Origin of the sequence: Mesorhizobium sp. B2-4-6 (genome assembly GCF_006442775.1) — a bacterium.
Lineage (GTDB): Bacteria > Pseudomonadota > Alphaproteobacteria > Rhizobiales > Rhizobiaceae > Mesorhizobium.
In genome coordinates this window covers 241,814-264,100 of sequence record NZ_VFVI01000009.1, presented here as the reverse complement: position 1 = coordinate 264,100, position 22,287 = coordinate 241,814, and the positions used below count along the sequence as shown (strand labels likewise).

Genomic DNA, 22,287 nt, shown 5'->3' with positions numbered 1-22,287 from the left:
CGTCGCAAGGAAGCTCCTGGTCGTCCTCAACGCCATCATGCGCGATAAAACCGCATTCGCGTGAACACAGTTGCCATGCCGTGACTTGGAAGCGTTGCCACGGTGAAGAATTTTGCTCCGTTGCACGCCTTGGCGAAGGTAACGGCATGGATTCTAGGGTCTTCGCGACGGAGCTTCGCTCCTGCTCCGCCCTAGAATGACGATCGCGAAGGGCGTTTCGGCCAATCTCCAACGCATGCCACCTGCCAACGCAAACAGAGCCGACCGGTCAAAATCCCTGTGCTGGGGAACTAGTTCCCCGGCCGTGGCCGGCCGCATCACTCCGGCAGGCCAGCCGCGCGGAAGCCATCCTCGAAATGCTTGAGCGTCGCCGCGTCGCGGAACGGTTCCGTCTCGACCCAGCGGCGGGTGGAAAAATGCGGATTGCCGACAAGGAACAGCGCAACCTCTGTGCGTGCCTCGTCGAGGCGGCCGAGCTGCGCCAGGCTTGCAGCCAGGAAGCGGCGTGAGCTGGTGCGGTAGGTCTCGTCGCGGCGCAGCGTCTCGACGGCCGCTTCATAGTCGCTGGCCGCATATTGCGCCTGGCCGAGCGTCAGATAATACCAGCCCGGCGGAAATGGGTTGAGCCGGAACGCCTTGCGAATGTGTTCCAGGCCTTGTTCGATCTTTCCCGCAAGCACCTCGATGTCGGACAATGTCGCCCAGATATCGGCCTCGTTCGGGTCGAGCTCGATTGCCTTGGCGAATTCCGCATCGGATTGCTCGAAATCGCGTTCATAGGCAAGAAGGTTCGCCAGAACCCAGCGGCAACCGGCGTCGTTGGGATCGATCGCCACGGCCTTGCGCGCCAGTTCCAGGGACGTGCTGCGGGCAGGCTCGAACGGCTCGCCCCAATGCACCCATCCCATCCAGTGGTTCATCGCAAGCCAGCGATAGGCCTCCGCGTAATCCGGATCGAGAGCGATCGCGCGCGTCAGCATCAGATGCGCTTCGCGCGCCATCTGCGGCGACTCGTCGAACAGTTTTCGCGCGCGCACGACGAGATCATAGGCCTCGAGGTTCTTCGGCCGGTTGCGCGCCGGCGGCGCACGCAATCGACCGAGCAGCGCCTCGACGATCTTGGCCGTCGCCTCGTCCTGAACGGCGAAGATGTCTTCCAGGCCGCGATCGAAGCGCTCGGCCCACAGATGCTCGCCGCTCAGCGCGTCGATCAGCTGGGCGTTGATGCGCACGCGTCCCGCGGCCCGTCTTGCGCTGCCTTCCAGCAGATAGCGCACGCCAAGCTCCCCAGCGATGGCTCGCACGTCCATGGCCTTTCCCTTATAGGCAAACACCGAGTTGCGCGCGATGACGAAGAGGCCCGCGATCCGCGAGAGATCGGTGATCAAATCTTCGGTCAGGCCATCGGCGAAAGAGTCCTGCTCGGGATCGTTGCTCAGATTGATGAAAGGCAGCACGGCGATCGACGGTTTGTCGGGCAGCGGCAAGGGTTTGCGCGTCGCGTCGGGCTGTTCGACCGTGCCGATGAAACGATAGCCGACACGCGGCACCGTGACGATCCACTCGCCACCACCGCTCGCCGGACCGAGCAGCTTCCTGAGCTGCGCGATCTGCACGGTGAGATTGCCTTCCTCGACCGCCGTGCCCGGCCACGCCGCGTCCATCAACTCGGCCTTGGCCAGGATTTCTCCCGGACGCGCAACGAGCGCTTCCAGCAGCTTCAGCCCACGGTGACCGGCGGCAACGGGAACGTCGCCCCGGAGCAGCGTTCCCGCGCCAGGATCAAACACGAACGGTCCAAAAGCAAAGCGCGATCCCTGCATGCGGCGATCTATAGAGCAATTCCAGGAAAAGTGTGAAGCGGTTAAGTTCGGCGTCTTCGCCGTAGCCTTCCGTCCGGAATTGCGTAAAAACAAAGGGATAGAGCGGTTCGGCGTTTTTCCGTGAAACGGTGACACGCTCTAGCCGATTTGGAAGTTTTGAGAACTATTTGGGAGGGCTTAATTACGCCGCCGGCCACCAGCGGCACACTGCAATCTCAATCAGGGCGAGGGCCTTCAAGCTCTCTGCCGCATGGAGGTTGCCATGAACGATATCCTTATGCCTTGCGCATCTCTGGCGGCGCGTCCAGCCGAGATCAACGGCCGCCGGCGCTACAGCCTCTCAGCGCTGCGCGGCCTCCTCGCCGAGCGCCGCAAGCAGGCCTATTTCCGTTTCGAGCTCAAGCGCATGGCGACGGACAATCCGCATCTGATCGACGACATCGGGCTGACAAGGAAAGAGGTCGAGGCGGAAATCGCCAAACTGCCCTTCTGGCAGCGATGAAGTCACAACAGTCCCGTGGAAAAGACAGAGAGCGGCCCATTGGACCGCTCCCTTCATCAGCAACGGGCAGAACCCTTACTTGGCGTTCGGATTCGGCATCCAGGCGGGCATCGCGACATCGGCATGGGCGAACTGCGGCAGCTTGGCCGACAGGTCTTCCATGTTCTTGATGTCCTTGTCGATCAGCTCCTTCTGGGTGATCAGCGTCGGCGGCACGATGACGTTGTGGCCGGGATCCTCGCCGGCGAGAAGCTGCGCCAGCGCGCGCACCGAGACCTGGCCGACGACGGCCGGGTTGGTGGCGGCGGTGGCCGCCCACGCGCTGTCCGGCTCGCGCATCGCTGCGATATCCGAGGTCGAGATGTCGGCCGAATAGATCTTGATGCCCTTGTTCAGGCCGGCCTCGTCGACGGCGATCTTCACGCCCTTGGCGAACTCGTCATAGGGCGCGAACATCACCTTGATGTCGGGATGCGCCTGCAGCACCGAGCGCGCCTGGTTGGCGACCGAGTTGGCGATCGGGTTGTCGAGCGTGCCGAACTGGGCGACCTCGTCGATGCCCGAATATTTCTTCTTCACGTCCACCCAAGTCTCGTTGCGGCGGTCGAGCGGCGCGATGCCGGCGACATAGACATAGCCGGCCTTCCAGCTCTCGCCATTGTCCTTTACCGCCTGCTCGAGCGCGAGCTTGGCGAGATCCTTGTCCGACTGCTCGATCTGCGGGATCTTCGGATTCTCGACATTGACGTCGAAGGCGACGACCTTGATGCCGGCATCGACCGCGCGCTGGGCGGCGTCCTTCATCGATTCCGTCAGGCCGTGCTGGATGATGATGCCCTGCACGCCGAGCGCGATCGCCTGGTCGACCATGTCGGCCTGGAGCGCCGCATCCTGGCGGCTGTCCAGCACGCGCAGATCGACGCCGAGCGCCTTGGCCTGCGCCTCGACGCCCGACAGATAGGCCTGGAAGAAGTCACCGGTCGACAGATAGCGCACCAGCGCGATCTTGACGCCGGGCTTGTCGAACGGCGCCGGCTTGTCCGCCGCCAATGCCGTCCCCTGCATCAGCAGCGCCGCGCCGGCAAGGCCAAGTGCTGCCTTCCCCAAAAGTCTTCTTGTGATGCTCACTTCGTTTTCCTCCGTTTTGTCTCAATGCCCCGGTCGAAACTATCTCTTGCCCCTGCCGGAAAGGGCGAAGGTGAAGACAAGGGCGACGACAAGCACCGCGCCCTTGACGAAATCCTGCGTGTAGTAGGGGGCGTTCATCATCGTCAGGCCTTGCAGCAAGACGCCGACGAACACCGCGCCGACGGCCGTACCGAAGGCGTTGGGCTTGGCGGCACCGAGCACCGCGTAGCCGATGAGCGCCGCGGCGACAGCGTCGAGCAAGAGATTATTACCCGAGGCGATGTCGCCGCGTCCAAGCCGGGCGGCGAGCAAAATCCCGCCGATCGAGGCAAAAACTCCCGAAATCACATAGGCCCAGATTTTGTATGCCTTGACAGGCGCGCCGGCGAGCTCGGCCGCCCGCTCGTTTGAGCCGACCGCATACATCATGCGGCCGAAGCGGGTGTATTCGAGGAAGAACCAGATCAGCACCGCGAGTACGACGAGCACCACCACCGAAACCGGGATCAGGTTCGGGATGAAGAAGTCGATGCGGTGGCGGCCGAGCGCCAGGAAGGCTTCCGAGAACTTGCCGTTGGCGACCGAGCCGTCGGGCATGGTCATGCCGGTGGCGATCGAGCGGCCTTCCGTCGGAATGCGCTGCAGGCCGAGCAGCAGGAACATCATGCCGAGCGTGGCCAGCAGGTCGGGCACGCGCATATAGACGATCAGCCAGCCGTTGATCAGGCCGACGATGACGCCGATGACAAGGCAGGCGATGACGGCGACGATCGCGTTCTGCTCCAGCACGACCATGGCGTAGGAAGCCGCCATCATGGCGCTGGTGGCGACGGAGCCGATCGACAGGGTCGAAGCCGCCGACGACCAGCGTCGCGGTGACGCCGAGCGCCAGCACACCAGTGATGGCCACCGACTGGAAGATGAAGACGGCGCTTTGCGGCGAAGCAAAACCATCGGCGGCGACCGCGAAATAGGCGATCAACCCGACCAACAGGACGATGAAGCCGTAGCGGATGGCGTAGTCGCGCAACATCACTCAGCGCCCCGCCGCGCGGCTGTCCGACAAAAGCTCATTCCAACTCCACTCCATGCAAATCCCTCGACCTCATGCCGCGCCGTGGAGCGGTCCGCCGGCCACTTCCGCCAGCAGCCGGTCGAGGTCGATATCGGCGTTACGGTGCTCGCCGACGATCATGTGTTCCGACATCACCAGGATGCGGTCGGCGGTCTCCAGCGCCTCGTCGATCTCGGTGACGAAGATCAGCGTCGCGCGGCCGTCGGCGCTGGCTCGAAGCTTCGCCGCGATGTCGCGGCGCGCCGAAATGTCGACGCCCTGGAAAGGCTCGTCGAGGATGAAGAGTCGCGAGGCCTGCGACATCCAGCGCGCCACCATGACCTTCTGCTGGTTGCCGCCGGAAAGCGCCGACAGTTCGTCCTTCTCCGAGCGGCAGACGATGCCAAGTTCGTCGATCTGGCGGCGGGCAACGACGCGCTCGGCGCGCTTTTTCATCACGCCGAGGCCCGACATGCGCTTGAGGAACGGCAGGCTGATGTTGCGCTCGATGTTGAAGCCGCCGACGATGCCGCTCGCAACGCGGTCCTTGGCGACCAGGAAGACGCCGGCGGCGATCGCCTCGCGCGCCGCGCCCGGCGCATAGGGCTTGCCGTCCATATGCATGGTGCCGGCGAGCGGCCGGCGCACGCCGAACAGCGTCTCCGCCAAAGCCGTCTTGCCGACGCCGACCAGGCCGGTGATCGCCACCACCTCGCCGGCGCCGAGCGTCATCGAGATCGGCCTCGACCCTTGCGCCAGTTGCAGCCCTTCGGCGGTGAAGACGGCTCGGGCCGAGCTTCTCGCCACCACCCGGTCGAGATGGATCTTGCGGCCAAGCATGGCGTTGACCGCGCCCTCATAGTCGAGCGGCTTCTTGTCGAAGACGCCGGAGACGACACCGTCACGCATCGACACGATGCGGTCGGCGAGCCGCCTTATGTCGGACATGCGGTGCGAGATATAGAGGATGGCGACGCCCTGCCCGCGCAGCCTGTCGATCAGCGAAAACAGCCGGTCGGCCTCGGCGCTCGACAGCGACGAGGTCGGCTCGTCGAGGATCAGCACCTTGGGCCGATGCGCCATGGCGCGGGCGATGGCCACCATCTGGCGGTCGGCCAACGACAAGTCTCTGACGCGCGCCTTGAGGTCGATGGCGAGCCCCATGCGGTTGGCGACGGCCCTGGCTTTGGCCCGGACATTGGCAGGCTTGAAGAGCAACGACGCGCCTTTGCCGCTCAGCCGGTCGAGCGTGAGGTTGGTGGCGACATCAAGGTCGGCGACCACGCCGTCGTTGATGTTCTGGTGCACGGTGACGACGCCGGCGCGGATCGCTTCGGCTGGGGTCTGCGGGTCGAAGGCCTTGCCGGCGAGCTGCATTGAGCCTGCGCCGCGCGCATAGACGCCGCTGACGATCTTGACCAGGGTGGATTTGCCGGCGCCGTTGGCGCCCATCAGCACGGTCACCTCGCCCGCAAAGAGGTCGAGCGAGATGCCGCCAAGCACCTCGTTCTGGCCGAAGGATTTCCTCAGGCCCTCCACATGGAACACGGCATCTGCGCCCATCCGTTCCTCCCGGATGGTGACGCTATGGGCTCATTCGGCAATTGTCAACACGATTGACATTTGCCAGAGCGCTTCCTAGCTTGGCCTCGCCGCCGTGGCTCCGCTATCGTCGGAAACCACGCGCAGGAGGGGAGAGCATGACCGGGAAGTTCGAAGCATTGTCGGTGGAGACGTTGCCGAAGCGCCTGGGCGAGACCAAAGCGCTGACCGAGCGCATCGGCGAGGACATCAGCCGCTGGAAGGTGCGCGAGGTCGGCGACGGCAATCTCAACCTGGTGTTCATCGTCGAGGGCGATCAGGGCGCCGCGGTGGTGAAACAGGCGCTGCCCTATGTGCGGCTGGTCGGCGACAGCTGGCCGCTTCCGTTGAAGCGCTCCTTCTTCGAATATCACGCGCTGACCAGGCAGGAGCGCCGGGCGCCCGGCTCGGTGCCGGCGATCTATCATTTCGACGAGGCCCAGGCGCTGATCGTCATGGAGTACCTGGCTCCGCCGCACATCATCCTGCGGCGCGCGCTGATCGACGGCCGCGAACTGCCCAACATCGCGCGCGACATCGGCCTGTTCATGGCCCGCACGTTGTTTCGCGGTTCCGATCTGTCGATGCTGGCAAAGGACCGCAAGGCCGATCTGGCGCTGTTCGCCGACAATGTCGAGCTGTGCGACATCACCGAGAACCTGGTATTCTCCGACCCGTATTTCGACGCCAAGTTGAATAGGCATACGTCGCCGCAGCTCGACAGCCTCGTCGCCGAATTGCGCGCCGACCGCGACCTCAAGGTCGAGGCGCAGCGGCTAAAACATCTGTTCGCCGCCAATGCCGAGACGCTGCTGCATGGCGACCTGCATTCGGGCTCGATCATGGTGACCGACACAGAGACCCGGATGATCGATCCGGAGTTCGCCTTCTACGGCCCGATCGCCTTCGACGTCGGCATGCTGCTCGCCAATTTCTGGATGGCCTTCTTCTCGCAGGGCGGCCATGAGCAGAAAGGGAGCCGCGCATCGATGCGCGCCTATCTGCTCGGCGTCACCGCCGAGACCTGGGCGACCTTCCGTGCCGAGTTCTCGCATCTGTGGCGGACCGAACGGACCGGCATGCTCTACCAGAAAAGCCTGTTCGAGGATCAGGGCGACCTTCTCGGCTCGGAACAGGCGCTCGACCACATGCTGCATTCCATCTGGGACGACCTGCTCGGCTTCGCCGGCATCGAGGTGCATCGGCGCATTCTCGGCCTAGCCCACAATGCCGATTTCGAGACCATTGCCGATCAAGACCTGCGCGCCAGATGTGAGGCCAAGGCTTTGCGCTTCGGCCGCCATATCGCCGTCAACCGGCGCCAGATCCACAGCATCGACGAGGTCAACAATCTGGCCGCGCTGATCGAACAGGAGAAGAGAATTTGAACGTCGGCGAACGCCACTACCGCACCATCTGGCTCAGCGACGACAAGCGGTCGGTCGAGATCATCGACCAGCGCTGGCTGCCGCATGAGTTCCGCATCGAGACGATCGGAACGGTTGCCGGCATCGCCACCGCGATCCGCGACATGTGGGTGCGCGGCGCGCCGCTGATCGGCGTCACCGCCGCCTATGGCGTCGCCATACAGATGAAAGACGATCCGTCGGACGAAGCGCTCGACACCGTATGGGAGACGCTCCACAGGACACGGCCGACGGCCATCAATCTGCGCTGGGCGTTGGACGAGATGCGGCGGCACCTGAAGCCGCTCGCGCCCGAGGCGCGTGCCGAAGCGGCTTATAAGCGGGCCGCCGAAATCGCCGACGAGGATGTCGGGCTGAACCGCGCCATCGGCGAGAACGGGCTTGCGATCATCAGGCAGATCGCCGCGCGCAAGCAGCCGGGCGAGACGGTCAACATCCTTACCCATTGCAATGCCGGCTGGCTGGCGACGGTCGACTACGGCACCGCCACGGCGCCGATCTATCTGGCGACGGAGGCCGGCATCCCGGTGCATGTCTATGTCGACGAGACCAGGCCGCGCAACCAGGGCGCCCAGCTCACCGCCTGGGAGATGGCCGGGCACGGCGTGCCGCACACGCTGATCGTCGACAATGCGGGCGGCCATCTGATGCAGCATGGCGACATCGACATGGTGATCGTCGGCACCGACCGCACCACGGCCAATGGCGACGTCTGCAACAAGATCGGCACCTATCTGAAGGCGCTGGCCGCCGCCGACAACGACGTGCCCTTCTATGTCGCGCTGCCCTCGCCAACGATCGACTGGACGGTGGCCGACGGGCTGAAGGAAATCCCGATCGAGGAGCGCTCGGGCGACGAGGTTTCCCTGGTCTGGGGCAAGACGGCGGATGGCAAGATCGCGCAGGTGCGCGTGTCGCCCGATGCGACGCCCGCGGCCAACCCTGCCTTCGACGTGACGCCGGCAAGGTTAGTGACGGGCCTGATCACCGAGCGCGGCGTGGCAAAGGCCTCGCGCGAGGGGTTGAGAGCGATGTTCCCGGAACGGGGGTAGTCAGCTGATCTCCCCCTGCACGTCGTCATTCTCGGGCTTGACCCGAGAATCCGTGCCATGACCTCCGTCATCGAGCGCAGTGGTGCAGAATTCTGTAGCCGTTGCAACACGTTAGCGTCACGACATGGATTCCAGGGTCTGCGCGCGTCGCTTTCGCTCCTTGCTCCGCCCTAGAATGACGACCGCGATGTCATCGCCAATTGACACTGTTGCCCTCCTCTCCCATAAAACCCGCGTCAATGTTCTCAGGGCGGGGTGAAAGTCCCCACCGGCGGTAAGAGCCTCGGCTCAAGCCCGCGAGCGCCTTCCAGCCTATCGGAAGGGTCAGCAGATCCGGTGCGATTCCGGAGCCGACGGTTACAGTCCGGATGGAAGAGAACGTACGCAGAAGACGGTCCGCTCGCGCGGCCGTTTTTTGCGTCGTGCGTCCTGATTCTGGTTCGAAACGGAAGGATGGACCCATGAATCAGCATTTCCCCAAAGACCATACTGTCCGTCGTGTCGCCGTCATTCGCGCGCGATGGCACGCCGACATCGTCGATCAATGCGTGCAAGCTTTCGAGGCGGAGCTTGCAGCGCTTGGCGGCTTCACCGTCGACATCCTCGACGTGCCGGGCGCCTACGAGATCCCGCTGCACGCCAAGACGCTTGCCGAAACGGGGCGCTATGCCGCGATCCTCGGTACCGCCTTCGTCGTCAATGGCGGCATCTATCGCCACGATTTCGTGGCAAGCGCCGTCATCGACGGCATGATGAATGTGCAGCTTGCGACCGGCATCCCGGTGCTGTCGGCGGTGCTGACGCCCCACAACTACCATGACAGCGCCGAGCATCACCGCTTCTTCCACGAGCATTTCACCGTGAAGGGCAAGGAGGCGGCCAAGGCCTGCGTCGAAATCCTTGCCGCGCGTGCGCGGATCGCCGCCTAGGCCCGGCCAGGGCCGGATTTCAGCCCTGCAACAAGAATTGCGGCCGAAAAGGCTTCAAAAGGTTGCGGTAGCTCCGAAATCCGGCCAGAAGCAACGGGGTCGCCCGGACGTCGGGCGGCCTTTTCAAACACGGGCTCGAACCAGATACGGGAGACTATTCGTTGGCTCGCATCACACTGAGACAATTGCTCGACCATGCCGCCGAACATGGCTATGGCGTGCCTGCCTTCAACATGAACAATATGGAACAGGGCCTCGCCATCATGGAGGCGGCCGAGGAGACCAAGTCGCCGGTCATCCTGCAGGCCAGCCGCGGCGCTCGCGCCTATGCCAATGACGTGGTGTTGGCCAAGCTGATCGACGCGCTGGTCGAGATCCATCCCGACATCCCGGTCTGCATGCATCTCGACCATGGCAACAACGAAGCCACCTGCGTCACCGCGATCCAGTACGGCTTCACCTCGGTGATGATGGACGGCTCGCTGAAGGAGGATGGCAAGTCGCCGGCCGACTACGCCTACAATTCCGGCATCACGCGCCGCGTCGTCGACATGGCGCATTGGGGCGGCGTGTCGGTGGAAGGCGAGATCGGCGTGCTCGGCTCGCTGGAGAGCGGCGGTGGCGAGCAGGAGGACGGGCACGGCGTCGAAGGCGCGATCAGCCACGACCAGCTTCTGACCGATCCGGTGCAGGCCGAGCAATTCGTGCGCGACACGCATGTCGACGCGCTGGCGGTGGCCATGGGCACCAGCCACGGCGCCTATAAATTCTCGCGCAAGCCGGACGGCGCGGTACTGGCGATGAACGTGATCGAGGAGATCCACCGCCGCCTGCCCAACATGCATCTGGTCATGCATGGCTCGTCCTCGGTGCCGGAGGATCTGCAGGAGATCATCAACAAATATGGCGGCCAGATGAAGCCGACCTGGGGCGTGCCGGTGGAAGAGATCCAGCGCGGCATCAAGCATGGCGTGCGCAAGATCAACATCGACACCGACAACCGCATGGCGCTGACCGGCGCCATCCGCAAGGTGCTGACCGAGAATCCGTCGGAGTTCGATCCGCGCAAATATCTGACGCCGGCCATGGCGGCCATGAAGAAGCTCTGCAAGGAGCGCTTCGAGCAGTTCGGCACCGCCGGCAACGCGCCGAAGATCAAGCCGATCCCGCTGGCGGACATGGCCAAGCGCTACAAGTCGGGCAGCCTGGATCCGAAATTCGGCTGAGTCGATCAATCCCGCGACCGGTTCGATCCCGGTCGCGGGCATGTACCCCGCCGAAGCGGGGCGGAACTTCAAGCCAACAAAGTGGTTCCTGCTCAGAGACCTTCCGCACCCATCGAAGGGAAGGAGCACGTCATGAGCAAGGATCGCGACGACGAAGGGCCGATTTTCTCCGGCCAGAATGCCCGGCAGGGCGAGATCATCCTGCATACGCGCGCGCAACGCATCGTCTTCATCGCAGGGCTGGTCGGTATCGTGGTGCTGGCGCTGGTGGTCAGTCTCGCCGCGCATTGAGGGTTGTCGCCCGCGAAAAGCCGGGCTTGCGCCAAGGAACCATCACCGGCTCCGCCGGTTGAACGTCGCAGACGAAATTGAGGCGCGGCGACCGTTTACCGCCGTGTCGAAACCATGTTCGAGACGCTTTGCTGCGACATGCCGCTTCATCCGACCTGGCCGGACCTCGTCGGGCGGCTCTTGGTCACGCTGCTGGCAGGCTTTCTCATAGGCTTGAATCGCGAGGCGCGCGGGCATTCCGCCGGGCTGAGGACAACCATTCTGGTCGGCTTGGCGGCCTGCGTGGCCATGGTCCAGGCCAACATGCTGCTCGATGTTTCCGGCAAAGGGCCGGATTCCTTCGTGCGCATGGACGTCATGCGCTTTGCGCTGGGCGTGCTCACCGGTGTCGGCTTCATCGGCGGCGGCGCCATCCTGCGGCGCGGCGATCTGGTCACCGGCGTCACCACAGCCGCGACGATGTGGATCATGACCATGATCGGCCTTGCCTTCGGCGGCGGCCAGTACGGGCTCGGCGCGATAGCGACGGTACTGACGCTGGTGACGCTGCAGGCGCTGAAATGGGTCGACCTCAAGATCGCGCGCAACCACAAGGCGATCCTGTCGGTCTCATGGCCGAAAAGCTCGCCGCCCGATCTCCCGGACATTGTGCGGCCGCTTGGCTACGATGCCCGCTTCGTGGGCATGGAACATGACGTCGATCACCAACGCTTCGTATTTTCTTTCAAGGTGCAATGGAAGCAGCCCGACGCGGATAGGCCTTCGACCGAAGTGCTGGCCGTAGTCGGTGAACATTGCACGGTCGAGCGCTTCGACGTGATCGGCGAGAATTCGTCCTGAGCAGGATCAGGATGTGGCAGCCATCTCCGCCCCTCCGAGATAAAGCCGGTGCAGTTCGTCCGGCGATTGGCGCAGCTTCGCGCAATCGCCGTCATAGACGACGCGGCCGCGGCGCATGACATAGGCGCGGTTGCCGATCGACAGCGCAAGCGCCGCGAACTGCTCGACGAGGACGACGGCCAGGCCGTCATCGGCGAGCTTGCGCACGGCCGTCATCAGCCGCGTGACGATGACCGGCGCCAGGCCGGCCGACATCTCGTCGATGAGCAGCACCTTCGGCCGGGTGAGGAGCGCGCGCGCGATGACCAGCATCTGCTGTTCGCCGCCCGAAAGCAGGCTTGCCTTCACCGAACGGCGCTGCACCAGCTCGGGAAACAGCGCATAGGCTTCCGCGAGGTCGGCGCCAGGCTGCAGGCTGACGCGCAGATTCTCTTCGGTCGTCAGCTGGCGGAAGACGGTGCGGCCCTGCTCGACATGGGCAAGCCCTTCGCGCGAGCGAGCGCCCGGACGCGCTTTCTGCAGCTCGCGACCATCGATGGCGATGGCCCCTCCGGCGACCGGGATGATGCCGGACAGTCCCTCGAGCAATGTCGTCTTGCCGGCGCCGTTGGCCCCGAGCACGACGCTGATCGCGCCGCTCTCGGCGACGAGGTCGACAGACGTGACGACCGGCAACTCGGCGCGGTTGATCGACAGGTTGGAAACGACGAGCCTGCTCATGCCGCCACGCCCTCTTCCTCGATGCCGAGATAGGCCTTCTTCACCGCGCGTTCGCCGAGCACCTTGGCCGGTGGCCCGGAGGCGATGACCTGGCCGAAGTCGAGCACGGTGACCTCCGAGCATACGGCCCGAACCAGGTCCATGTCGTGCTCGACCAGAAGCACCGCCGATCCGAACAGCTTCGGGATCTCGGCGATGCGCTGTCCGAGCCGCAGCGTCTCCTCATGCGACTGGCCGGCAGCCGGCTCGTCGAGCAGCACGACGGCCGGGCGGGGAGCGACGACGCCCGCGACGTCGAGCAGCCGCCTTGTGCCGGCATCGACCGAGGCGACCAGCGTATCGGGGTGCGGACAGTCGAGCCAGTCGAGCACGGCCTTAGTCTCGTTCGCCGACAGACCCTTGGCCGCCAGCGCCAGGTAGCCGCCGACGGTCAGCTCCGGCGCGATGCGGTTGGTCTGCCAGGTACGGCGCACGCCTTCTCGGGCGCGCAGATGCGCCGGCACGTCTTCGAGCGGCTTGCCGCCCAGCCGCACGCTCCCCTGATAGGACGATAGGAAGCCGGCGACCGCATCGATGAAGGTCGACTTGCCGGCGCCGTTCGGGCCGATCAGTCCGGCAACCGTACCGGCGGCAACGCTCAGGCTGACATTGTTCAGCGCGACCACGCTGCCATAGCGTACCGTCAATCCCTCGATGGTGAGGACGGGTCCGGCGGCGCGCTCGATTGTGGACGGCAATTCCGAGGCAGACACGGCGGCGGCTTTCGGCGCGCGCGCCGGCAGCAGTTTGCGGAAGTGGCGCCGGAAGGTCTCGCTCATCGTCTCGCCGGTCGACAGCGCCTGGGTTGCGCCGATGGCAAACAGCACATTGCCGATGTCCTGCGGCCAGTCGAGCCGGCGCAGGATTTCCGGGAACATGACGACGAGCAGGCCGCCGATGATCGCACCCTCGGCGAAATGCGCGCCGGCCATCACCGACACCGCGTAGAGCGAGAGCGACTGCATCATGCTGAAATTCTCGGCGACCAGCGTGCCGAGATAGCCAGCGAGCAGACCGCCGGAAATGCCGGCGACGAAGGCGCTGAGCGCGAAGGCCGAGAGCTTGGCGGTGGCGATGCTGACGCCATGCGCGGCGGCGGCGCGCTCCGAGTGACGCACCGCCAGCCAGGACGCGCCGAGCCGCGAGCGGCTGATGAATTCGAGCGAAACCGCGATCGCCACATAGAAGAGCAGCACGAAGACGAAATAGCCCTCGTCGCTGTCGAACAGTTCCGGCCGCGGTATCTGCAGGAAGTCGGTCTGGCCGGGATAGGTCATGGTGGCCAGGATGGTGTCGAAGGCGGTGGCGAAGGAGAGCGTGACGATGGCGAGGTTGATGCCGCGCAGCCGCAGCGCCGGCAGGCCGATGGCAACGCCGAACGGGACGGCCGCAAGGCCGCCGATCAGGATCCACGCCGCTAGGCCGCCAGGCGCCTCGGCGAGGTTGAGATAGCCGACCGTCCAGGCGCCGACACCGGCGAAAGACATCTGGCAGAGCGCGATCATGCCGGTGCGGCCGGCGACGAGACCGAGGCTCTGCAGCGCGACGCCGGTGATCAGCACCGAGGTTGCGAGAAACACCCAATAGGAGGGCAGCAGGCCGGCATAGGCGACGCCGCCGGCGATAAGCGCCACGACGATGACGATCAACGAGGCTCTCAAGCTAGCGCGCTTCATCCCAGCGGGCCTCCCGCTGCGACCAGAGAAGAACGGCAAGCACCACCAGGAAGGGAATGGCGCTGCGATACTGGCTGATGCTGTCGATTGAGCTTGCCAGCCCTTCGACGATGCCGAGCGCAATGCCGCCGGCCAGCGTCCACCAGAAGCTGCGGAAGACGCCGATGAGCGCCGCGGCAAGCGCCGGCACGACAAGCAGGCTAAGCGTCATGAAGTTCGGCGAGCGCTGCGGCGCGATGATCATCAGCGCGAAAGTGGTGAAGGCGCCCGTCATGCCCCATACCAGCAGCGACAGGATCTGCACCCGCACGCCGAGCAGTTCCGCCGCCATCGGCCGGTCGGCCAACGCGCGCAGATTGAGGCCGATTTTAGTCCGGTTGAGGAAGAGGTCGGAAAGGATGGTGAACAGCACCGCGAGCCCGATGGTGAGCACCGAGGCGATGGTCACCTCTACGCCGGCGAGACGGAAGGCCGAGCCTGGGAACAGCTCGGGCATGTTGTGCGGATGCTGGCCGCCGGTCAGGCGCAGACCTATGGCGATCAGGCCGACGAGCAGCGCCACCGTCACCGCCGCCTTGGTCGAAGCGCTCGCTTCGCCGAACCACCGCGTCATGATGTAGCCGATTGCGACGCCGGTCGCCGTGCCCGCCGCGATCCCCGCCAGCACCGAGGGCCAGATCGGGAACCCGGCCTCGAAGAGCGCGATCAGCACGAAAGTGCCCGCGGTGCCGATGGCGGCCCCGGTGAAATTCACCACGGCGACGAGCCGGTAGGTGAAGACGGCGCAGACGCCGAGCAGGGCATAGGTGCCCCCGGCCGTCAGTCCCGCCACGGCGGATGTGAGCAACGCGTTCATCTCGTATCCCGATCCGGAGGACGGCGCGGCCAGCCGCGCCGTCCGGTTCAAGCGGCCATCACTTGGCCTGCGGCAGCACGACCCAGTCCGGCGTCTCGACCTTCCAGGCGCCGGCCTCGAGCTTCATCACCTTGGTGGCCTGCATCGGCGAATGCGTCTTGGCCTTGCCGAACACGTAAGGCGAGCCGGCGAGCGAGTTGGTGAGCGGCTGCATGTCGTGCAGCGCCTTGGCCACGCTTTCGCGCGTCACCTCGCCGTCGATCGAGGCGACCACCTTGAGGAACAGCTCGGCGGCGAGGTAGCCGCCCTGCGAGAAGGCGGTGAGCGGCCGGTTCGCCTTCTGCATGTCGGCAATCCATTGCGCATTGGCGGCCGAGTTCTTCTCAGTGTAGGGCTCCCACTCGGTGCCGACATAGATCGGCTGCTTGGTGTCGGCCAGCGCCTTGGCAACCTGCTCGGTGTAGCCGGGCGCCAGGAAGAGCCAGTTGATGCCGGTGATCTTCTGTGCATCCACCGTCTTGATCAGCTGCACCACCTGCGGCTCGACCTGGTTGGTCAACACGGCGTCGCAGCCGGCGTCGCGCGCCTTGATGACGTAAGGCGTGAGATCGCCCTGGAAGGGCAGCGTCAGATCGATCAGGTGGATCTTCTGGCCGCTGATCTGTTCCCAGGTCTCGATCGCCTTCTTGTAGGCCTCCTGGGTGCCGCCGATGATGATGAAGAAGGCGCAGAGCTTCTTCGTCTTCAATTCGTTGGCGGCGTAGTAGGCCATGGCCGTCGACAGCGTGTAAGGGCCGACATTGACGGGTGCGACGTTGGGCGAGGAGAAGCAGGCGGCGTCGACGCCGAGACCCTGCACCGAGAGGATCTTCTTGCGGCTGTAGGTGGCGGAGTTGACAGCGCAGTCGAGCAGGCTGGCCGAGCCGACCAGCGCTACCGCCTCCCTGTTGTCGATCAGGTCGCGCGCGGCTTGCGCGGCGACCGCCGGATCCGCCTTGTCGTCGGCGATGGTGTAGTCGATCTTGCAGCCATTGATGCCGCCGGCGGCATTGACCGCATCGAAGGCGGCCTGGGTCGCCTTCGGCACTTCGGAGAAATCGGCCGGTCCGGTGACGGTCGACACGGCGCCGACCTTGATGGCGCCATCCTTGCAGGTTGGGCCGGCGGCGGAAGCCGTGCCGGCCATGGCGGCAAGGCCGATGCCGGCAAATGCCGCTGCGAGCAGTCTCGATTTCCAATGCATGTTTCAGTCTCCCATTTTTGTCATGCGTTATTTGTTTCAGGCGGCAGCCAGCGCCGACGCGGCAATGCTGGCGGCATCGATGGCGGCGAATTTCACCAGCGTGCGGGCGATGGTCTCGCGCTCAATGTCGCGGACGATGAACACCAACCGTGTGCGGCGGTCCGCCGACGGCCAGCGGTCGAGCCGCACCGGCGGATGAAAGACGTGCTGCACGCCGTGGAGCACCAATGGCTGCTCCGGCTCGTCCGTGGTGCGCACGATGCCCTTGAAGCGCAGCAGATTCTCGCCCTTCAGCGCCGCGACGTAATCGAGCCAACGGGCGAAGGCGCCCCACTCGACCGGCTTGTCGATGATGAAGCTGAAGGACCGGATGCCGTGGTGTGTGTCGCGATGATGATCGTGACCATGGTGGCAATCAGGTCCGCATGCATGGTCGTGGTGATCAGCCGCTTCGAGCCGCGCGGCGATGCGGTTCACATCCGCCGCAGCATCGGCGGGCAGGCTCTTCAGCAGATCGAGTTCGACTTCGCCGTTGCGGGCAACGGTTTGCTCGACGGCCGGTGCCAAATGCTCCAGCCGGTGCTGCAAGCCACCGAGTGCCTCGTTCGAGACGAGATCGGTCTTGGTGATCAGCAGCCGGTCGGCGACGGCGACCTGCTTGGCGGCCTCCGGGTGACGCTGAAGCGTCGCCGTGCCATTCGCCGCATCGACGGTGGTGACGACACCGCCGATGCGAAAGCGAGCCGTGAGCTCAGCTTCGGCCATCAGCGTGTGCAGGATCGGCGCCGGGTCGGCAAGACCGGTGGTCTCGATGATCACTTGGCTGAGCGGTGGCGTTTCGCCGGCCCGGCTCCTGCGGTCGAGCTCCTTCAGCGTGGCGACGAGATCGCCGCGCACGGTGCAGCAGACGCAGCCATTGTCGAGCAGCGTGAACTGCTCCTCGCTGGCCTCGATCAGCATATGGTCGAGCCCGACGGCGCCGAACTCGTTGACGATGACGGCGGCGCCGGCAAGCGAGGGCTGACGCAGCAGGCGGTTGAGCACCGTCGTCTTGCCGCTGCCGAGGAAGCCGGTGAGGATTGTCACCGGTATCCTCGCGTCGCTTGAGGGATCAGGCGCGCTCATAGACCACCCTCCCCTCGAACCAGGTCGTCAGCACTTTTGTGTCGGCGAGGTCCTCGGCCGGCGTCTCCAGCACGTTGCGGTCGAGCACGATGAGATCGGCCGATTTGCCGATCTCGATCGAGCCGACGGTCTCGGCGAGACCGATGGCGCGGGCCGAATTGATGGTGAAGATCTCGAGCGCCGTGGCCACGTCGATCGCCTGCTCCGGCCAAAGCGACGCGCCCGGAAACTCGCCGCTCGGGTTGCGGCGCGTCACCAGGCCTTCGATGCCGTCCCACGGATCGGGGTTGGGCATCACCGGCCAGTCGGAACCGCCGGCCAGCAGCGCGCCGGCGGCAAGCAGGTCCTTGTTCGGCCAGAAGCGCAGCGCGCGCGCCTCGCCCATGGTCTGCTTGTGGCCTTCGAGGAAGCTCGTCGGATACCACAGGAAAGGCGAGAGATCGGCGACGACGCCGAGCTCGGCGAAGCGGGCGATATCGTCCGGCGCGATGTAGCTCGCATGCGCGATGTGGTGCTTCAGCTTGGTCGGCCCATTGAAGGAGCGCGCGACATCGATCGCGTCCAACGCCTGGCTGACCGCGGCATCGCCGGCGCAGTGGATCTTTACCCCGAGCCCGAGTTTCTCGCATTTGCCGATCCAGCGGATCAGCTCCGGCACGGTGACGATGGTCGAGCCGCGGAAACAGCAGCCCAGCACCGCGTCCTTGGTGTAGGGCTCGTGAAAAGCGGCGGTGCGCGCACCCGGCACACCGTCGAGGAAGATCTTGACGAAATCCGGCTTCGCGTGAACGCCGCGATATTGCTCGCGCAGCGCGATCAGCTCGTCGCCGGCAATGCCGAACATGAAGGAGGGCTCGACGGCCGGCATGGCCGACACCGACCAGGCGGTCAGTTCACCGCGATCGTCGAGGCCTTTCAGCGCCGCGAGGATCGGCTGCATGGCGGCGGCGTCGAGGAATGCGGTGACGCCGTAGGAGTTGAGCGTCGCGATCGAGCGTGCCATCGCGGCGCGGTCCATTTCCTCGGTGTAGTGGCCGGATTGCGCGATGGTGCGCTCGACGATGCCGGCGGCGGATTCGATCATCATGCCGGTCAGCGCGCCGGTGGCCGGATCGCGGCCGATGGAGCCCTTCTCCGGATCGGGCGACGACGCGGAAAGGCCGGCCAAGCCAAGCGCCTGCGAATTGACCCAGCGGTTGTGATAGGTGTCGTCGCGCAGCATCACCGGCCGGCCCTGGCTCACCCGGTCGAGCGCCGCCAGCGCCTCCAGCCGGTTGAGCTTCGGCAACAGATCGCTGCCCCATTGTCCGCCGATGATCCAGGAGCCTGCCGGCGCCTTGGCCGCGGCCTCGCCGACGCGCGCTATCAGCGTCTCGAAGCTCCCCGTCGGCGGGAAGCGCAGTTCGAAAAGTTCGGCCTGGCCGCCCATCATAAGATGCGCGTGTACGTCGACGATGCCAGGCATCATCATCGCGCCCTTGAGATCGACGACGCGGGTGGCAGAGCCCTTCAGCGCGGCAACGTCGGCGGCCTCCCCGACCGCGACGATACGGCCGCCCTTGACGGCGACGGCCGAGGCCCAGGGCCGCTTGCGGTCGAGCGTGTAGATGCGGCCATTGGTGAAAACCAGGTCGGCGCTTCTGTCGGGCATTCTCTCTCCTCCTCTCCCGCTGGCCGCACCCTCATGCTGGCGAGCGGGCAAGTTTCAATTCACGTCACACCGCCCTGTTCTGTGTCGGGGCGCGGCCGCCGCCATCCGCGACCAGCACCGCGCCGGTGACGAAGGACGCTTCGTCCGACGCAAGGAACAGGCAGCAGGAGGCGATCTCTTGCGGCTCGGCGACGCGGCGCAGCGCGATGCGGTTGGTCAGCGCCTTGAACTCCTCGTCGGGAGTCGAGCCGTTGGCGCTTGCTGCCACCTTCATCTCGTAGACGCTCATCGGCGTGCGCACCCAGCCGGGCGCCACCGCATTGGCGCGGATGCCGTCGACGCCGTGCGCGAACGCGAGCGAGCGGGTGTAGGAGACGAGTGCTGCCTTGCTCGCCGAATAGGCGGCATTCTGGCCGCTGGCGTTGAAGGCGCCGACCGAGGCGATGTTGACGATCGCGCCGCCGCGCGCCTTGAGCAGCGGCAGCGCCGCGCGGCAGACCATCATCGAGCCGGTGACGTTGACGGCAAAGCTCTTGGTCCAGGTCTCGTCGCTCAGAGTCTCGGGCTCGTCGAGGATCATGACTCCGGCGGCGTTGACGACGATGTCGAGACGTCCGTCGCAGGCATCGATGGCCTGGGCGATATCGTTGGCATCGGTGATGTCGCCGCGCACGGCGGTGCCGCCGCTGGCCTTGGCCGCCTCCTCCAGCACCTCGCCGCCATGCCCGAAGGCGACGACGTTAGCGCCCTCTCGCCCGAACAGCTCGGCGGTGGCCCGGCCCATGCCGGTGGCGGCGCCGGTAACCAGGGCCGTGCGGCCTTCGAGGCGGCGGCTCATGCCAGCCCCCAATGCCGCTCGACAGCGTAGCCGGTCTCCGGCAGGGTCGAGCCGCCGTCGACGACGATAGTCTGGCCCGTGGTGTATTTCGCTTGGCTCGAAGCGAGGTAGAGCATGGCGTAGGCGATGTCGTCCGCCTCGCCGAGACGGCCCATGGGAATGAATTGGCCTAGGCGGTCCGCCACCTCCGGCTTGCTCATCGTGCCGCGGCCGGGCTTGGCGATAAAGCCCGGCTCGACGCCGTTGACGGTGATGCCGTCGCGTGCGAATTCGAAGGCGGCGCCACGGATGAAGGCGTTCACGCCGGCCTTGGCGGCCGAATAGTGCGCGCCGCCGGCCATGGCGACGCGCGCCGAAACCGACGAGGTGACCAGGATGCGGCCGAAACGGTTGGCGCGCATTGCGGGCGCCGCCGCCTGGGCCAGCCAGAAACAGGCTTTCAGGTTGATAGCCAGCGCCTCTTCCAGCTTGTCCTCATCGAGCTCCTCGACCGAAGCCCAGGGGCAGCCGCCGGCATTGTGGACGACGATGTCGAGCCGGCCGGCCTCGCGCGCGACATTGCCGACAAGTGTGTGAACCGCGGCGCGGTCGAGCCCGGGAAGCGCAACGGCGCGTGCGGACAGGCCGCGCGCGGAGAGCTCCGCGGCAAGCGCCTCGGCGACATCGAGCGTTCGGTTGGCAATGACCACCATGGCGCCGGCCTCGGCAAAGCGCGTGACGATGGCGGCACCGATGCCGCGCCCGCCGCCGGTCACCAGCGCCACCCTGCCCGTGAGATCGAACGGGGTCGCCATCGCTCAGACGACGCCCGCGCTACGGACGAGATCGACGAAGCGCCCGAAGACCTCCGTATGGCGGTCGATATCGGCCGGCGACGTCGCCGGGCACATCAGGAACATGGTGTGGAAGGGCGTCACCAGTATGCCTTCGTTCATGTAGAAGGCATGCAGCAGCGTCTCGAGGTCGCCGCGTCGGCCGGCGATGACGTCGGCGCCGTTGCGCGGCGGGCTCGGCATGAACATGATCTCGGCGCGGGCGCCGGTCTGCGTCACGTGCCAGGGCAATTTGTTCCCGGCGATGATTTTCCTCGCGGCTTCGGCAAGGCGCGTGGCATTGGCAATCATCCACTCGAAATTGGCCGGCGTGAGCACTTCTTCCAGCACCGCGCGCATAGTGGCGACGGTGAGCGCGTTGCCGGCCAGCGTGCCGCCGATGCCGAGATGCGCCGACTGGCGCACGCGCGGATTGACCATTGGCACGATCTTCCACAGCCGCTCGGCAATCTCCCGCGAGACGCCGAAGATGCCGGCCGGAATGCCGCCGGCGATCGCCTTGCCGGCCACCAGCATGTCCGGCTCCAGCCCGTGCAGCGCGGTGTAGCCGCCAGGCCCGCTGGAGATGGTGTGCGTCTCGTCGATGATCAGCACCGTGCCGGTGCGGCGCGTGATCTCGCGCAGCGCCGTGTGAAAGCCCTCGGCGACCGGGATCATGCCGAAATTGGTCATCAGCGGCTCGGTCAGCACGCAGGCGACGTCACCATGCGACAGTGCTTCTTCCAGCGCCGCGACGTCATTGAACTCGACCACCCTGGAGACGGCCGAATGATCGACGCCGTTCGGGTGGATCATGTTGCGCATGCCGACCTTGCCGTCGCGGATCTCGACATGCGCCTCCTCGACGCCGCCGTGATAGCAGCCGGAGAAGACCAACACTTTCGGGCGCCCGGTGATCATGCGCGCGATGCGGATGGCGCCGCGATTGGCGTCGGTGGCAGACGTTGTCAGCGTCCAGTAAGGCAGGCCGAAACGGCGTGTGAGCTCGGCGCCGACCCAGAGGCTGTCCTCGGTGGGCAGCATCATCGTCGTGCCGTTCTGCAATTGGTGGATTGCCGCGCGCGTCACCGCTTCGGGCGCATGGCCGCACATGCCGCCGGTGTCGCCAAGCGCGAAGTCGATATAGTCATGCCCGTCGATGTCGCGGATCTGCGCGCCACGAGCCGAAGCGGCATAGACCGGGAAGCCGCCGGCCCAGCGGCGCATCCAGTGCGACGGCCCGCCATAGAGGAAATGCGCCTTGCCCTCTTCCCAGGCCGCCGCCGAGCGCGGATGCGTGTCGAGGAACCGCGCCTGCTCGCGGTCGAGCAGGTCTTCGATCGTTGCTGATTGCAAAGCGGTCTTGCTGGCGGCCGTCACGGCGCTGAACTCTCCCTGGCGCGCCAAATTCGGGGGCGCGTAGCCGTTCCCAATCGGTTCACTATTTGAACCAGCGTTTTGTATGTTATAGACA

The 22,287-nt window shown here is 65.5% G+C and carries 19 protein-coding genes, 1 pseudogene and 1 riboswitch; of the genes and pseudogenes, 7 read left to right on the top strand and 13 right to left on the bottom strand.

Annotated features, from left to right (window positions below):
* Window positions 1–317 precede the first annotated feature (317 nt).
* Complete coding sequence (locus tag FJ957_RS22495; protein ID WP_140835024.1) at window positions 318–1,823, bottom strand: winged helix-turn-helix domain-containing tetratricopeptide repeat protein; 1,506 nt, start codon at window positions 1,821–1,823, stop codon at window positions 318–320.
* Between the two features lie 262 nt (window positions 1,824–2,085).
* Between FJ957_RS22495 and FJ957_RS22490 the strand changes: the two genes are divergently transcribed.
* Window positions 2,086–2,325 carry a DUF1127 domain-containing protein gene (locus FJ957_RS22490; protein ID WP_140835023.1) on the top strand — a complete coding sequence of 80 codons (240 nt, stop codon included), beginning with the start codon at window positions 2,086–2,088 and terminating at the stop codon, window positions 2,323–2,325.
* A 75-nt stretch (window positions 2,326–2,400) separates the two neighbouring features.
* On the opposite strand, the gene FJ957_RS22485 is transcribed toward FJ957_RS22490, so the two are convergent.
* From FJ957_RS22485 to FJ957_RS22475, 3 genes and pseudogenes are all read right to left on the bottom strand, one after another.
* On the bottom strand, window positions 2,401–3,453 hold the full coding sequence (locus FJ957_RS22485) for a substrate-binding domain-containing protein (RefSeq protein WP_140835022.1): 1,053 nt from the start codon (window positions 3,451–3,453) through the stop codon (window positions 2,401–2,403).
* A gap of 39 nt (window positions 3,454–3,492) precedes the next feature.
* Window positions 3,493–4,489, bottom strand: a pseudogene (locus FJ957_RS22480) (ABC transporter permease).
* A 69-nt stretch (window positions 4,490–4,558) separates the two neighbouring features.
* Window positions 4,559–6,070: a sugar ABC transporter ATP-binding protein gene (locus FJ957_RS22475; RefSeq protein WP_140835021.1), complete on the bottom strand. Its 1,512-nt coding sequence runs from the start codon at window positions 6,068–6,070 to the stop codon at window positions 4,559–4,561.
* A gap of 137 nt (window positions 6,071–6,207) precedes the next feature.
* On the opposite strand from FJ957_RS22475, the gene mtnK reads away from it, so the two are divergent.
* The 6 genes from mtnK (at window position 6,208) to FJ957_RS22445 (ending at window position 11,853) form a co-directional block, all read left to right on the top strand.
* Window positions 6,208–7,476, top strand: a complete 1,269-nt coding sequence (mtnK, locus tag FJ957_RS22470) for an S-methyl-5-thioribose kinase (protein WP_140835020.1) — start codon at window positions 6,208–6,210, stop codon at window positions 7,474–7,476.
* Window positions 7,473–8,567 carry an S-methyl-5-thioribose-1-phosphate isomerase gene (gene mtnA, locus FJ957_RS22465; protein ID WP_140835019.1) on the top strand — a complete coding sequence of 365 codons (1,095 nt, stop codon included), beginning with the start codon at window positions 7,473–7,475 and terminating at the stop codon, window positions 8,565–8,567. Before mtnK ends, mtnA begins: the two co-directional genes overlap by 4 nt.
* 237 nt (window positions 8,568–8,804) lie before the next feature.
* Window positions 8,805–8,951: riboswitch (FMN riboswitch) on the top strand.
* A gap of 77 nt (window positions 8,952–9,028) precedes the next feature.
* A complete protein-coding gene (locus tag FJ957_RS22460; RefSeq protein WP_140835018.1) occupies window positions 9,029–9,496 on the top strand; it encodes a 6,7-dimethyl-8-ribityllumazine synthase in 468 nt (155 codons plus the stop codon).
* A 161-nt stretch (window positions 9,497–9,657) separates the two neighbouring features.
* Entirely contained in the window at window positions 9,658–10,722 is a 1,065-nt protein-coding gene (gene fba / locus FJ957_RS22455; protein WP_140675387.1) for a class II fructose-bisphosphate aldolase, read from the top strand.
* A 132-nt stretch (window positions 10,723–10,854) separates the two neighbouring features.
* Window positions 10,855–11,013, top strand: coding sequence for a peptide ABC transporter permease (locus FJ957_RS22450; RefSeq protein WP_140835017.1), 159 nt, complete (start codon window positions 10,855–10,857; stop codon window positions 11,011–11,013).
* 114 nt (window positions 11,014–11,127) lie between these two features.
* Entirely contained in the window at window positions 11,128–11,853 is a 726-nt protein-coding gene (locus tag FJ957_RS22445; protein ID WP_140835016.1) for an MgtC/SapB family protein, read from the top strand.
* Between the two features lie 6 nt (window positions 11,854–11,859).
* Here the strand turns inward: FJ957_RS22445 and FJ957_RS22440 are convergent, their stop codons facing one another.
* From FJ957_RS22440 to FJ957_RS22400, 9 genes are all read right to left on the bottom strand, one after another.
* Window positions 11,860–12,573 carry an ABC transporter ATP-binding protein gene (locus FJ957_RS22440; protein ID WP_140835015.1) on the bottom strand — a complete coding sequence of 238 codons (714 nt, stop codon included), beginning with the start codon at window positions 12,571–12,573 and terminating at the stop codon, window positions 11,860–11,862.
* Complete coding sequence (locus FJ957_RS22435) at window positions 12,570–14,288, bottom strand: ATP-binding cassette domain-containing protein (protein WP_140835014.1); 1,719 nt, start codon at window positions 14,286–14,288, stop codon at window positions 12,570–12,572. The genes FJ957_RS22440 and FJ957_RS22435 overlap by 4 nt, the downstream gene beginning before the upstream one ends.
* Entirely contained in the window at window positions 14,275–15,144 is an 870-nt protein-coding gene (locus FJ957_RS22430) for a branched-chain amino acid ABC transporter permease (RefSeq protein WP_140835013.1), read from the bottom strand. The genes FJ957_RS22435 and FJ957_RS22430 overlap by 14 nt, the downstream gene beginning before the upstream one ends.
* A gap of 58 nt (window positions 15,145–15,202) precedes the next feature.
* Window positions 15,203–16,387, bottom strand: a complete 1,185-nt coding sequence (locus FJ957_RS22425) for an ABC transporter substrate-binding protein (protein WP_140835012.1) — start codon at window positions 16,385–16,387, stop codon at window positions 15,203–15,205.
* Window positions 16,388–16,423: 36 nt separating this feature from the next.
* Window positions 16,424–17,512 (bottom strand): GTP-binding protein, encoded by a 1,089-nt coding sequence (locus FJ957_RS22420; RefSeq protein ID WP_140835011.1) that lies wholly within the window; start codon window positions 17,510–17,512, stop codon window positions 16,424–16,426.
* Entirely contained in the window at window positions 17,499–19,163 is a 1,665-nt protein-coding gene (locus tag FJ957_RS22415; protein ID WP_140835010.1) for an amidohydrolase, read from the bottom strand. Before FJ957_RS22415 ends, FJ957_RS22420 begins: the two co-directional genes overlap by 14 nt.
* Before the next feature lie 64 nt (window positions 19,164–19,227).
* Window positions 19,228–20,001 carry an SDR family oxidoreductase gene (locus tag FJ957_RS22410; protein WP_140835009.1) on the bottom strand — a complete coding sequence of 258 codons (774 nt, stop codon included), beginning with the start codon at window positions 19,999–20,001 and terminating at the stop codon, window positions 19,228–19,230.
* The gene (locus FJ957_RS22405) at window positions 19,998–20,795 is read right to left on the bottom strand and encodes an SDR family oxidoreductase (protein ID WP_140835008.1); all 798 of its coding nucleotides are present in this window, start codon (window positions 20,793–20,795) and stop codon (window positions 19,998–20,000) included. Before FJ957_RS22405 ends, FJ957_RS22410 begins: the two co-directional genes overlap by 4 nt.
* A gap of 3 nt (window positions 20,796–20,798) precedes the next feature.
* Window positions 20,799–22,193, bottom strand: coding sequence for a transaminase (locus FJ957_RS22400; RefSeq protein ID WP_246685923.1), 1,395 nt, complete (start codon window positions 22,191–22,193; stop codon window positions 20,799–20,801).
* Window positions 22,194–22,287: the final 94 nt, after the last annotated feature.